This is a genomic window from Pseudomonas sp. LBUM1671, assembly GCF_059695685.1.
In genome coordinates this window covers 5,139,822-5,153,090 of sequence record NZ_CP166782.1, presented here as the reverse complement: position 1 = coordinate 5,153,090, position 13,269 = coordinate 5,139,822, and the positions used below count along the sequence as shown (strand labels likewise).

10 protein-coding genes are annotated in these 13,269 nt (G+C 59.7%); 3 read left to right on the top strand and 7 right to left on the bottom strand.

Annotated features, from left to right (window positions below; genetic code table 11):
• Positions 1-28: 28 nt before the first annotated feature.
• A complete protein-coding gene (lpxC, locus tag ACA060_RS23810; RefSeq protein WP_095130494.1) occupies positions 29-940 on the top strand; it encodes a UDP-3-O-acyl-N-acetylglucosamine deacetylase in 912 nt (303 codons plus the stop codon).
• A 205-nt stretch (positions 941-1,145) separates the two neighbouring features.
• Here lpxC and ACA060_RS23805 read toward each other — a convergent pair whose 3' ends face one another.
• From ACA060_RS23805 to ACA060_RS23775, 7 genes are all read right to left on the bottom strand, one after another.
• The gene (locus tag ACA060_RS23805) at positions 1,146-2,642 is read right to left on the bottom strand and encodes a sensor domain-containing diguanylate cyclase (RefSeq protein ID WP_497313606.1); all 1,497 of its coding nucleotides are present in this window, start codon (positions 2,640-2,642) and stop codon (positions 1,146-1,148) included.
• A 148-nt stretch (positions 2,643-2,790) separates the two neighbouring features.
• Positions 2,791-4,110, bottom strand: coding sequence for an OprD family porin (locus tag ACA060_RS23800; protein ID WP_497313604.1), 1,320 nt, complete (start codon positions 4,108-4,110; stop codon positions 2,791-2,793).
• Positions 4,111-4,305: 195 nt separating this feature from the next.
• Positions 4,306-4,530, bottom strand: a complete 225-nt coding sequence (locus tag ACA060_RS23795; protein WP_109634694.1) for a hypothetical protein — start codon at positions 4,528-4,530, stop codon at positions 4,306-4,308.
• A gap of 277 nt (positions 4,531-4,807) precedes the next feature.
• A complete protein-coding gene (locus tag ACA060_RS23790; RefSeq protein ID WP_497313602.1) occupies positions 4,808-6,172 on the bottom strand; it encodes a heavy metal sensor histidine kinase in 1,365 nt (454 codons plus the stop codon).
• A complete protein-coding gene (locus ACA060_RS23785) occupies positions 6,162-6,839 on the bottom strand; it encodes a heavy metal response regulator transcription factor (protein WP_007916978.1) in 678 nt (225 codons plus the stop codon). Before ACA060_RS23785 ends, ACA060_RS23790 begins: the two co-directional genes overlap by 11 nt.
• 9 nt (positions 6,840-6,848) lie before the next feature.
• On the bottom strand, positions 6,849-9,950 hold the full coding sequence (locus tag ACA060_RS23780; protein WP_497313600.1) for a multidrug efflux RND transporter permease subunit: 3,102 nt from the start codon (positions 9,948-9,950) through the stop codon (positions 6,849-6,851).
• On the bottom strand, positions 9,947-11,107 hold the full coding sequence (locus ACA060_RS23775) for an efflux RND transporter periplasmic adaptor subunit (protein WP_497313598.1): 1,161 nt from the start codon (positions 11,105-11,107) through the stop codon (positions 9,947-9,949). Before ACA060_RS23775 ends, ACA060_RS23780 begins: the two co-directional genes overlap by 4 nt.
• A 1,175-nt stretch (positions 11,108-12,282) precedes the next feature.
• Here ACA060_RS23775 and ACA060_RS23770 point away from each other — a divergent pair.
• Positions 12,283-12,654: a DUF6124 family protein gene (locus tag ACA060_RS23770; RefSeq protein WP_497313596.1), complete on the top strand. Its 372-nt coding sequence runs from the start codon at positions 12,283-12,285 to the stop codon at positions 12,652-12,654.
• A gap of 232 nt (positions 12,655-12,886) precedes the next feature.
• Entirely contained in the window at positions 12,887-13,144 is a 258-nt protein-coding gene (locus ACA060_RS23765; protein WP_109634687.1) for a hypothetical protein, read from the top strand.
• Positions 13,145-13,269 lie beyond the last annotated feature (125 nt).

The following is a 13,269-nucleotide window of genomic DNA, read 5'->3' as shown; positions in this document are numbered from 1 at the left end:
CGCAATTTGCGCTGAAGCGGCCCAAGCCATGATTAAACAACGCACACTGAAAAATATTATCCGTGCTACAGGTGTAGGCCTGCACTCCGGGGAAAAGGTATACCTGACCCTCAAGCCCGCACCTATCGACACCGGCATTGTGTTTGTTCGTGCCGACCTCGATCCGGTCGTGCAGATTCCTGCCCGCGCGGAAAACGTTGGTGAAACCACGATGTCGACCACATTGGTCAGTGGTGACACCAAAGTGGATACGGTGGAGCACTTGCTCTCGGCCATGGCTGGCCTGGGCATCGATAACGCCTACGTCGAGCTCTCCGCGTCTGAAGTCCCGATCATGGATGGTAGCGCTGGACCCTTCGTATTTCTGATTCAGTCGGCGGGCCTGGAAGAACAGGACGCCGCCAAGAAGTTCATCCGGATCCTGCGGGAAGTGACAGTGGAAGACGGCGACAAGCGCGCCACTTTCGTCCCTTTCGAAGGTTTCAAAGTGAGCTTCGAGATCGATTTCGATCACCCGGTTTTCCGTGACCGCACACAAAGTGCAAGCGTGGATTTTTCCAGTACTTCGTTCGTAAAAGAAGTCAGCCGCGCCCGTACCTTTGGTTTCATGAGTGACATCGAGTACCTGCGCAAGCACAACCTCGCACTCGGCGGCAGCGTTGAAAACGCTATTGTGGTCGACGCGGATGGTGTACTGAACGAAGACGGCCTTCGCTATGAAGACGAATTCGTGAAGCACAAGATCCTCGATGCAATTGGTGACCTCTACCTGCTGGGCAATAGCCTGATTGGTGAGTTCAAGGGCTTCAAGTCCGGACATGCATTGAACAACCAGCTGCTGCGCAAGTTGATTGAGCAGACAGATGCTTGGGAAGTCGTGACTTTCGAAGACGCCAGCACTGCACCGATCTCTTACATGCGTCCCGTTGCGGCCGTGTAAGTAAAAAAAACCTCTCTAGTTTTTAAAGGCTGCCTTCGGGTGGCCTTTTTTTATGCCTGCGGGAAAGAGGTGCGGTGTTTGTTCCGGCCTATTCGCGGGCAAGCCCGCTCCCACAATGGTCGAGTGGTACACAAAATCTGTGGCCGACACTGAGCCTGTGGGAGCGGGCTTGCCCGCGAATAGGCCGGTAGCGACACCGCAGATTTCAAGCCGTGGCGACCACCCGATTGCGCCCACCTTCCTTCGCCTGATACAGCGCCTTGTCCGCCGCAAACAGCAAAATCTCCAGGCTGATATCTGTCGCTGTCGTCCAAGTGCTGATCCCGATACTGACAGTCATCGGCGACTCGGCGCCCTCAACCATCGGCAACTGCTCAACCGCCTTGCGGATGTTTTCGGCAAGCTGCCGCGCACCCGCGCTATCGGTTTCCGCCAGGATCACCGAAAACTCCTCGCCGCCGTAACGGGCAGCCAGGTCCGCCGGTCGTCGGACGTTAGCGCTGATGACATTGGCCAACGAGCGCAGCGCTTCGTCGCCGGCCTGATGGCCATGGCGGTCGTTGAACGCCTTGAAGTGATCGGCATCGATCATCATCACCGACAACGGCATGCCGGAACGTTGGGCACGAAACCATTCGTGGCGCAGGGCCTGATCCAGTGTTCGGCGGTTGGCCAGGCCGGTCAACGCGTCGGTGGCGGCCAGTTGCGCCAACTCGTGTTCGGCGTGGTGTCGCCGACGCAGTTCCCGGCGAAGCAACCATGTCAGCCACAGCAGGCTCACGCACAAGGCCATGGTTGCAGAGCTGACCACCACCGCCGTGCGCTTCCAGGCCGCAAAGACTTCATTACTGGACAGCGCAACGACGACGATCAATGGCAAATTTCCGACCTTGGAGAAGGTATACAGGCGCTTGTCGCGGTATCGGTCGGACAGGCTCGTAAAGCTGCCGTTGCCTTCTTTGACGATGCGCTGGAAATTGGGGCGGTTGCTGAAATCCTTGCCGATCAGCTCTTCGGCCAGGCGGGGTTGCTGGGCCAGGAGAATTCCGTTCTTGCTGATCAGATTGACCGTGCTGTCGCGGCCGATGCTTAAACTGTTGAACAACTGATCGAAGTAACTCAGCCGCATGGCGGCTTCGGCCACCCCCAGAAACTCACCCTGGGAGCCGCTCACCCGTCGACTGAAACTGATCCGCCAATCCTGTTCGGGCAATCTGGCTCTGAAGGGGGGGCTGATGAACATGCCCGGGTCCGGGTTGTTCACGTGAGACTGGAAGTATTCGCGGTCGGCGTAGTTGCCTTGCCTGGGCTCCACCGAAGCCGAGTCCGCGATCACGTCGCCCTTGTTGTCGAGCAACAAAATGTTGCCCTTGTACGGCGCGGCAGTGGCGCGGTCGAAATAGGCCATATGGCGAATGGCTGGAGAAACGCTCTTGAGGTCTTCTCGCCGGGAGGCGGCAATCAAACCCAGCAGGGAAATATCATAGAGTTCGACATTGCGCAGCACATCGGCGTCGATCAATTGCACGATGTTGTTGGCGGCGCGAGTGGCGGACAACTCGGCATTGGCGCGTTCACGGATCAGCAGGAAGGTCACAATGCTGAGTATCGCAATTACCAACAGCACACTGCCGAGAACCAGAAGTCGCTCAGATCGTGTCGAGCTGATCGGATCTTGAGATTTCACACTGCTCACACTCATGGTTCTGACTTCTGCAAATAAGGCGTTATGAAAGTTTTCTTACAAGAATCGGGCAGAGTCCCAGAAACCGGTCGCGTCCAGAGCGCTTGTATAAATGCCGGATAAAAAAAAGGCCAGCAAAACATGCTGGCCTTTTGCTTAATAAAGCTTAGAAGACATTCAGCGGGTAGTCGACGATCACCCGGTATTCATCGGTGTCTTGATCCAGCGCGCCGTAGCCATTGCCGCCACGGTTGGTGGCCCATTGCAGGCGTACCGCCAGATCCTTGGCCTTGCCGCCCTGGACCACGTACTTCAGATCGACGTCACGCTCCCAGTGCTTGGCATTTTTGCCGTCGACGCTGTACCACGAGGCGTAACCGCGGCTGTCCGGATCGACTTTGGTCAAGTCCAGTTCGCCCCGGGAGTACGACAGCGCCGAGGTCAGGCCGGGTAGGCCGAGGCCGGCAAAGTCGTAGGCGTACTTGAGTTTCCACGAGCGCTCGTTCGGGCCGTTGAAGTCCGAATACTGCTGGGAGTTGTCGAGGAACACGCTGTCGCCCTGGCTGATGTAGTCGAACGGCGTGTTGCCGTTGACCCGCTGATACGCCGCGGTAACGCTGTGAAAGCCCACGCCGACGGTGAAGTGCAGGCTGTAGGTGTTGTTGTCGATGTTACCCAGTAGCGCATCGCCGGTGTCTTGCGTGTGATAGAAGTGCAGGCCCGGGTTGAGGCTGACCAGGTCGTTCAGCGCGTAGGTGTAATCCAGGTCGTAGTAGTACTGGTTCCAGATGTCCTTGAGTTCGGACGCATAGAGGCTGCTGGTCAACCCCGGCAGACCGCTCCAGGCCACGCCGGCCCAGTTCAGGTGCTGACTGTCGTCGCCGTCCGCCAGGCTGCCGTAGGAGGTGCCGATGCGGGTATGACCGCTCTGGTTGTACGGCTTGGTGAAGCTCGCCTGGCCACCTTCGATCAGGAAGCCATCGAAGCTGTGGTTGGTCAGGCTGACGCCGCGAAAGGTCTGCGGCAGCATGCGGGTCTCGCCACCGGCAATCACCGGGTTGGCGAGGAACAGGTCGCCGGCCTTCAACTCGGTATCAAAGGCGCGCATTTTCAACGTTCCCCCTGCGGTCGAGAACGACCCCGGCGCTTTGCCGTTGCCATCGCCGATCGGCAGGATGCTTGAGCCATCCGTGCCGCCACCGCCGTCGAGTTTGAGCCCGAGCATGGCGTGGGCATCAACACCGAACCCGACGGTGCCCTGGGTGAAACCCGATTCAAAGATGCCCAGGAAACCCTGGCCCCATTCGATGTTGTCGTCCGTCTGCTGCAGACGGTTGCGGTTCATGTAGTAGTTACGGGCATTGAGGTTGAGGCTCGAACCTTGCACAAAACCTTCATGGCTGGATTCGTCGGCGGCGTGGGCGGCGGGGGGCATCGTTGCAGCGATTGCAATGAACAGCGGGGTGCAGCGGAGAGGGAAACGCACTTGCGGTAAAGCTCCTTGGGTCAACTAAGCACTTCGTATGCATGAAGTACAAAATGTTTCTTGTTAGTGAAGACGAACCGGACGGCGTTTAAACCACAACGAAAAAAAGCCGCTGATAGCAGCGGCTTTGAAGACAACTTTTCAAAGGGAAGAGCCGATGAAAAGTGTCGAGGGAAATGGAGCGAATACGTGGGATCAGCTGTCTTTCTCAACCCGTTGCTGGGTCGTAGAGGTGGACGTTTGAGGGGTTTGCGCAGCGTCCTGGGCCTTGGCTGTCATTTCGCTCTGATGCTCTTCATACGCCGCGGCGCGCGCTGCATTTTGCGCGACGAACGTTTGCGACTCTTCAGCCAGGGCGAACGGAGACAGGAACAAAGAGGACAAAACGAAAGCGCTGGCAATACCCATAGTGTTGGACATCTTTAAAACCTTCTTGCTTGGCAAGTGCTGTTTGGTGCGGCAACGATAAGGGGGATTGGACAGGGGAAAAAGAGCGGATTCATGAAAGGACTGTTGCGCTAAAAGCAACAGTGTTGAGCCGGAGTGTATGAAGTCCTGTGGCGAGGGGACTTGTCCCCGTTGGGCTGCGAAGCGGCCCCAAAAAATCTATGGTGTTACCGAAATCCTGCCAGCGCTGCGCACTGGAACGGGGACAAGTCCCCTCGCCACAAAAGCCCCTTCAATACAGGGAAAGGGTTTAGACCGGGAGGTGGATGCCGAAGGTATTCATGCCGTGATCACTGCGCACAAACACATCCCCGCCATGCATCAGCGCAATCGCCTTGACGATTGCCAGCCCTAACCCGTGGTTGTTGCCACTGTTACTGCGCGATGCATCCACCCGATAAAAGCGCTCGAACAAGCGCGGCAGATGCTCGCTGGCAATCGGCGACCCGGGGTTGGCTACGCCAATACTGACCTGATGATCCTCAACCTCTATCCGCACCTCGATCACTTGCCCAGGCCCGGTGTGCTGCACCGCATTGCTCAGCAAATTGATCAACGCCCGGCGCAGATGAGCAATTTCGATGCGTACCTGCGCATCCCCACTGACCTGCACCTGAACCTGCGCGTCCTCCAGAATGAAATCCAGATACTCCAGCGTCGTCGCCACTTCATCGGCCAGCGAGGTGGAGGTCAGTTTGGTCGCCTTGCTGCCCTGATCCGCGCTGGCAAGAAACAGCATGTCATTGATGATTGAGCGCAGCCGCTCCAGCTCTTCAAGGTTCGATTGCAGCACTTCGAAGTAGTGTTCCGCCGAGCGACCGCGGGTCAGCGCGACCTGGGTCTGACCGATCAGGTTGGTCAGGGGCGAGCGCAGTTCATGGGCGACGTCGGCGTTGAACGACTCAAGGCGCGAATAGGCCTGCTCGACCCGCTCCAGGGTCGAGTTGAACGAATTGACGAACTGATTCAGCTCCGGCGGCAAAGGCGATAAGCGCAAACGCCCGGAACGCAACGGCGGCGCGAGGCGCTGGGCTTCCTGGGACAACTTGATCAACGGCTTGAGACCAATGCGCGCCACCCAATAACCCAGCGCCGACGCCAGCAACACACCGACAATCGCCAGGCTAATCAGCGCGATCAGCAGATGATGCTGGGTCTGGAGAAACGTCTCGGTGTCGATGCCGATCATGAAGCGCAGCGGCGGACGTTGGTCCTTGGCCGGGAACTGGCTCACCAGCACTTTCAGCGGATAAGGCTGGTCCGGCAACGTCATGTCGCGCATCCCCAGCGGACCTTCGGAAAAGGCGCGGATCTGCGGCGTCAGGTTGCCGTATTCGTAGTGCGGATCGCCGCTGATGATCCAGAAACTGATGCGCTTGTCTTCTTCGCCGAGCAACTTGAGCTTGTTGTTGATCTTCACCCAATGCTCCGGCGTGCCATAACGCCCGACCGTGGATTCGAGCACGCTGTAGCGCGCATCCAGTTCCGCTTCTGGCAGCAAACCCAGGCCCTTATCGACCTGCTGGTACAAGGCCCAGCCGATCAACAGAAACACCAGCAGCGCCACCAGTGTGAACATCCCGCTGAGGCGCAGGGCAATCGAATTACTGGACACCACGGCTCTCCAGCACATAACCCATGCCGCGGATCGTGTGCAGCAGTTTCTCGTCGAACGGCCCGTCGAGCTTGGCCCGCAGGCGTTTGATCGCGACTTCGACGACGTTGGCGTCGCTGTCGAAATTGATGTCCCAGACCATTTCGGCAATCGCCGTTTTCGAGAGGATTTCACCCTGCCGACGGGCCAGCACGCTGAGCAGCGAGAACTCCTTGGCCGTCAGGTCCAGACGGGTGCCGGCACGGGTGGCCTTGCGGCTGATCAAATCTATCCACAGGTCGGCGATGCTCACTTGCACCGGTTCATGGCCGCCACTGCGCCGGGTCAACGCTTGCAGTCGCGCGACCAGTTCAAGGAAGGAGAACGGTTTGCCGAGGTAATCGTCGGCACCGTCGCGCAGGCCTTTGATGCGGTCTTCGACACGCTCGCGGGCGGTGAGCATGATCACCGGGGTTTGCTTGCGCGCACGCAGCGCGCGCAGTACGCCGAAGCCATCGAGGCCCGGCAGCATGACGTCGAGGACGATCACCGCGTAGTCGCTTTCCAGCGCCAGGTGCAGGCCTTCGACGCCGTCACGCGCCAGGTCCACGGTGTAACCCTGTTCCGTCAGGCCGCGGTGCAGATAATCCGCGGTTTTTTCTTCGTCTTCGATAATCAGAACGCGCATGACCCCGCCTCAGTCTGTGGTTGCCAGCGCCGGCATCGGTGCGGGTTTGGGCTTATGGAAAAGCCGCTCCAGCCACAAGTATATGACCGGAGTGGTAAACAGCGTCAGCGCCTGGCTCACCAGCAAGCCGCCGACCACCGCGATGCCCAATGGCTGGCGCAGTTCGGCGCCAGCGCCGTAGCCGAACATCAGCGGCAGCGCGCCGAGTAGGGCGGCGAGGGTGGTCATGATGATTGGCCGGAATCGCGTGATACAGGCCTGGTAGATCGCCTCTTCCGGCGGCAATCCACCTTTGCGCTGAGCTTCCAGCGCGAAGTCGATCATCAAAATGCCGTTCTTCTTCACGATGCCGATCAGCAACACCAGCCCGATCAACGCCATGATCGAAAAGTCCTGCCCGCAAATCCACAGCATGATCACCGCGCCGAGGCCTGCCGACGGCAGGGTCGAGATGATGGTCAGCGGATGCACGAAGCTCTCGTAGAGCACGCCGAGAATGATGTACACCGCCACTAGCGCCGCCAGGATCAACCACGGCTGGCTGGCCAGGGAACTCTGGAACGCTTGCGCCGCGCCCTGGAAGTTGCCGCTCATGGCCGCTGGCATGCCGATCTCGGCCTTGGCCTGGTTGAGCATGATCACCGCATCGCCCAACGCCACGCCGGGCGCGAGGTTGAACGAAAGGTTGGCGGCCGGGAACATGCCGTCATGGGCGATGGACAGCGGGCCGACCGTTGGCGCATCGAATTTGGCCAGCGCCGACAGTGGCACCATTTCTCCGCTCAGGGGCGAGCGCAGGTAGAAATAGTTGAGGCTTTCGGCCTTGCCGCGTTGCTTGGTGTCCAGTTCCAGAATCACGTTGTACTGGTTGATCTGGGTCTGGAACTCGTTGATTTGCCGCTGGCCAAACGCGTCGTACAGCGCTTCATCGACGTCGCTGGCGGTCAGGCCGAAACGCGCGGCGGCGCTGCGGTCGATGCTGATGTGGGTGATGCTGCCGCCCAGTTGCAGGTCGTTGGAAATGTCGCGGAACGCCGGGTTGGCGCGCAGTTTTTCCGTGAGGCGCTGGGTCCAGGTGCTGAGGGTCGCGCCGTCGTTGCTCTTGAGTACGTATTGGTATTGCGCGCGGCTCGGGCCGGAGCTGAGGTTGATGTCCTGGCCGGCGCGCAAATAGAGCACGATGCCCGGGACTTTCATCAGTTGCGGACGAATCCGGTCGATGAACTGGCTGGCCGAGACGTCGCGGTCGCCGCGTTTTTTCAGGGAAATCCAGAAGCGGCCGTTGGCGATGGTCTGGTTACTGCCCGAGACGCCGACCGAGTGGGAAAACGCCGCGACCGCAGGGTCCGCCGCAACGATTTCGGCCATCGCCAGGTGTTTTTTCACCATGTCGCCGTAGGAAATATCGGCGGCAGCCTCGGTGGTGCCGAGGACAAACCCGGTGTCCTGCACCGGGAAGAACCCTTTGGGGATAAAGATGTAACCGGCGACCGCCAGTCCCAAAGACAGAAAGAAAACGCTGATCATCAGCTTTTGATGGGAGAGGGCGCGGCGCAGAAGTTTTTCATAGCCTGCCAGCAAGCGATCGCCAAATGTAGGTTTGCTGTGGGCGTGATGCACCGGCGCACGCATGAACAGCGCGGCAAGAGTTGGTGCCAACGTCAGCGAGACCACCACCGAAATCATGATGGTCGACGTGGCAGTCAGGGCGAATTCCTTGAACAGTCGCCCGACCACGCCACCCATAAACAGCAGCGGGATAAACGCCGCCACCAGCGAGAAACTGATCGAGACCACGGTAAAGCCAATCTCGCCGGCGCCCTTGATCGCCGCCTCGCGCATGCCGTCGCCAGCCTCCAGGTGACGGTGAATGTTCTCCACCACCACGATCGCATCGTCGACCACAAACCCCACGGCCACCACGATCGCCACCAGCGTCAGGTTGTTCAGGCTGAAGCCCATGATGTACATCAGGGCGAAACTGGCGGTCAGCGACACGCCGAGCACCGCGGATACGATCAGCGTTGCCGACCACTGACGCAGGAACAGCGCCATCACCGCCACCACCAGCATGATCGCGATCAGCAGGGTGACTTCCACTTCATGCAGCGAGGCGCGAATGGTTTGGGTGCGGTCGACCAGCACCTTGACCTGCACCGAGGCCGGCAGCATGGCTTCGAGGCCGGGCAGGGCGGCCTGGATGCGGTCCACGGTTTCAACGATGTTGGCGCCCGGTTGCCGGGAAATCACCAGGTTCACCCCGGGTTGATCACCGGCCCACGCCTGAACGTAGGCATTTTCTGAACCGTTGACGACTTTAGCGACATCCTTGAGGTGAACCGGGGCACCGTCCTTGTAGGAAACGATGAGCTGGCTGTATTCCTCGGGATGGAACAGCTGATCGTTGGTCGACAGCGTGGAAATGCTCGACTCACCGTACAACGCACCTTTGGCCAGGTTGAGGCTGGCCTGCTGGATCGCCAGGCGAATGTCCGCCAGCGTCAGGCCAATAGCCGCGATTTTGTCCGCCGAGGCTTGAACGCGGATAGCCGGACGTTGCTGACCGGTGATGTTGATTTGGCCTACGCCGTCGATCTGACTGATCTGACGCGAGAGCAGGGTTTCCACCAGGTCGCTGAGTTCCGTGCCGGGCATTTGCGTCGAGTTGACGCTGAGGATCAGCACCGGGCTATCGGCCGGGTTGACCTTGCGCCACGTCGGCAGGTTCGGCATGTCCTTGGGCAGTTTACCGGCGGCGGTGTTGATCGCGGCCTGCACTTCCTGGGCGGCGGTGTCGATGCTTTTATCGAGGGTGAATTGCAGGGTCAGGTTGGTCGAGCCGAGGGCGCTGCTCGAGGTCATCTGGGTCACGCCGGGGATGGCGCTGAATTGCACTTCAAGCGGCGTGGCCACCGATGACGCCATGGTTTCGGGGCTGGCACCGGGCAGTTGCGCGGCGACCTGGATGGTCGGGAATTCGGCTTCCGGCAGCGGCGCGATGGGCAGGCGCGGGAAAGCGATAACGCCGAGCAATACCAGGGCAAAGGTCAGCAGGATCGTCGCCACCGGATGATCGATGCACCAGGCCGAGACCGAGCCGTGGCCCTTCATGGCTTGGGCTCCGATTGCACCACTTGCGGCGGCTCGGTCAGCACCTGCACGGTCGAGCCGGGTTTGAGCCGCGATTGGCCGTCGCTGACCAGCACATCGCCCGGTTTGACGCCTTTGATGATGTCCTGGCCGCTGCCTTGGTGGACCATTTGTACGGTGACAGTTTCGACCTTGTCGCCTTTGACCCGGTACACGAAATGTTGATCGAGGCCGCGCTGTACGACGGTGGGCGGGACCACCAGCGCATCTTTATCCAGGGCTGTCTGAATTTTTACCGTCACCAGCAGGCCCGGCCAGAGTTTCTGTCCGGGATTGTTGAATTCGGCCTTGGCGCGGATGGTCCCGGTGTTGGCGTTGATCTGGTTGTCGATCAGCGTCAGATGCCCTTCGCCCAGCAGGTTGCCGGTTTCGCCGTCGGTGTCGGCGCCGATGTAAGCCTTCACTTGTGCACGCTCGGGGTCGCCGATCAGGCCTTGCAGGGTCGGCAGCATTTGTTGCGGCAGGGAGAACTCGACGGCGATCGGGTCGATCTGCGTCACGGTGAACAGGCCCTGGGTGTCGGTCATGCGCAGGAAGTTGCCTTCGTCCACCGTGCGAATACCGACGCGGCCGGTGACCGGGGAGCGAATCTGTGTGTAGGAGAGTTGCACTTGAGCGGCGTCGATTGACGCTTGATTGCCTTGGGCGGTGGCTTTGAGCTGGTTGACCAGGGCTTGTTGCTGGTCATAGGTCTGTTTGGATACGCCGTCGTCGACGCTCAGCAGTTTGTAGCGCTTGAGGTTGACCAGGGCGACTTGCAGTTGGGCCTGGCTTTCGCCCAATTGGGCCCGGGCCTGGTCGAGGCTGGCACGGATCGAGCGGTCGTCGATGGTGGCGAGCAGGTCGCCTTGTTTCACCAGTTGGCCTTCTTTGACCAGGATTTTGGTGAGGATGCCGTCGATTTGCGGGCGGACCACCACGCTGTGCAGGGACAGGACCGAGCCGATGCCGCTGACATAGCGGGGGACGTCTTTTTCGGTGACGCTGACCACCCGGACCGGGATTGCCGTGGGCGCGGCGAGTTTGGCGGTGGCGGGTTTGGTGGCGTACCACGCGCCTCCCGCTGCCAGGGCAATCAGCAGACCTGCGATCAAGGCGGTTTTTTTCTGAATTCGCATGCGAGTGGGGCGCCGGGCTATGTGGTCGGGAGTCGGGTCAGGTTTATACCCTCCTTTATAAACCTGTTCGCTGGTCAGGAAGGTGACTGCTAACTGACGGCGCTGTCAGTTTGGGCTTGGCGGCCTGTGGGCCGACCATGTTGTGGTTGATCGGGTACATATCCATTCCTGCGGTAACGGCCACTTAGGGTTTCGCCCTTACGGCGACTCACTTTTTTTACAAGCGCCTAAAAAAAGTAAGCAAAAAAACGCTCGCCCCAAGCGTCCGGCCCCTCGCTAAGGCTCGGCGTTCCTTCGCTCCGGTATCCATCCGGGGACACTGCCCTCCGGTCTGCTTCGCGACGACCTACATGCAGCGTGTTCGACTGCGTCGAACGGCGCTACGCGCCACTCCCCGGATGAACACCTCCACTCAGCCTCCCGAAGGGGCGGGTGGATCAAGATCAAAAGCTGCAGGCGAGCTAACGCTCGGCCTGATGAGTGGTGAGAAGCGAGCGGTACACGCCGATTCCTGTGGGAGCTGGCTTGCCAGCGATGGCGGCCTGACAGCCGACCAGTCTCTAGCCGATGTACACCAAACCCTGTGGGAGCTGGCTTGCCAGCGATGGCGGCCTGACAGCCGACCAGTCTCTAGCCGATGTACACCAAACCCTGTGGGAGCTGGCTTGCCAGCGATGGCGGCCTGACAGCCGACCAATTTCTTGCAGATGTACACCAACCCCCTGTGGGAGCTGGCCTGCCAGCGATGGCGGACTGACAGTCAACCAATCTCTTCCCGTTGCCTCGATTGATCGTTCCCATGCTCCGCGTGGGAATGCCGCCCGGGACGCTCCGCGTTCCATTTTTGTGTGTTGAAAGATGTGTAAGAAACACAGTGTTTTCCCACGCATTTTTCAGGTTGCCGGGTAGGAAGCGTGTTCTCTAACCTGTGGCTGTCGCTGCAAATTCAGCGACCGGGCGTGAGATCCCCGGCAACTAGTATGCATCTAGCGCCAATGTCACCATAATTGGCGCCAGCTTATCCGCTGCCTGTAAATGCGTTATGGCGGCTGTGTGCGGGCAGACTTCGGTCTGGCCGGGTGCCTACTACCGGTGATCTCACACTGCACATAGCTGCCACCTCTTCGCCGCTTGAGATCCGGCGAATGGTGGCACCCATTTCAGTAGGAGTTTGCATGGATAAGTTAATCCCCGATCCACCCATCGACACCACCACTCCCCGCGAAGAGACCACCCAGGCCGAATCGCTGATCAAAGACCACGAAGCCATAAAACGCGCGCTCGATTACTACCTCGATCCCCCCGAGCGCTACAGGGCAAAACCGCGTCGCCCGAGCACGATGTTTGTGGTCGCCCCTGAGGTTGATTCTGAAAGTCTGTTGGCCCATGCCTGTGAGTCTTTGGCGTCGGCGAGTGTGATGAGCAGTGATTTTGCGATGAGTCTGGAGGGGCCGCAGCGGCATACGCTGATGGCGATTCAGCAGGTCATCATGCTGGCGGAGTTGGCGGTGAATCGGGTGTTGGATAGGGTTGAGCTTCCGGCTTAGATTGCGTTTGGTCTGGTAAACCGCGGTTTCGTTCTTCGCGAGCAAGCCCGCTCCCACAGGTACTGCGGTGTTCTTGTGGGAGCGGGCTTGCTCGCGAAGGCGGTGTGTCAGTGGACACAAAACCCGACGGACTCGCTTGCAGTGTGAAGCTTGCGGCTCTGGACACAGGTATACTGCCGCCTTTCGCGGCTCGCTGACCGGGCCCGACTTTTTGCATCACCCCGGAGCTTTCATGACTTCCCCGACACAACCGCCGGTTGCCGACGCTTTGAGCGACGACCAGGCAGACCTGCCAGACAGCGTCGACTCCAGCGCAGACAGCGAATCCAAAGCCGCGATCCCGGCGTTCAAATTCCCGTTCAAACCGGGTGATCTGGCCGCCGCGAAGAACGCCAGCCAGCCTTGGTACAAGAATGGCGCGAAGAATGGCCATACCAAGACGCCTGGGGCGGCGCCTCCTGGGACTCGTCGGTCGATGGGTAAGCGCTGAGTTTCTATTTCTGCGGTGCCTGATCCATCGCCATCGCGAACAGGCTCGCTCCCACATTTGATCTCCTCAAGACACAGATTTTGTGTACGACGAGGATCCCCTGTGGGAGCGAGCCTGCTCGCGAT

Excerpts from the sequence above, each read along its gene's own strand:
- lpxC (WP_095130494.1), top strand. The coding sequence starts at position 29 with ATGATTAAACAACGCACACTGAAAAATATTATCCGTGCTACAGGTGTA.
- ACA060_RS23805 (WP_497313606.1), bottom strand. The coding sequence starts at position 2,642 with ATGAGTGTGAGCAGTGTGAAATCTCAAGATCCGATCAGCTCGACACGA.
- ACA060_RS23795 (WP_109634694.1), bottom strand. The coding sequence starts at position 4,530 with ATGTCCAACACTATGGGTATTGCCAGCGCTTTCGTTTTGTCCTCTTTG.
- ACA060_RS23785 (WP_007916978.1), bottom strand. The coding sequence starts at position 6,839 with ATGCGCGTTCTGATTATCGAAGACGAAGAAAAAACCGCGGATTATCTG.
- ACA060_RS23780 (WP_497313600.1), bottom strand. The coding sequence starts at position 9,950 with ATGAAGGGCCACGGCTCGGTCTCGGCCTGGTGCATCGATCATCCGGTG.
- ACA060_RS23775 (WP_497313598.1), bottom strand. The coding sequence starts at position 11,107 with ATGCGAATTCAGAAAAAAACCGCCTTGATCGCAGGTCTGCTGATTGCC.
- ACA060_RS23770 (WP_497313596.1), top strand. The coding sequence starts at position 12,283 with ATGGATAAGTTAATCCCCGATCCACCCATCGACACCACCACTCCCCGC.
- ACA060_RS23765 (WP_109634687.1), top strand. The coding sequence starts at position 12,887 with ATGACTTCCCCGACACAACCGCCGGTTGCCGACGCTTTGAGCGACGAC.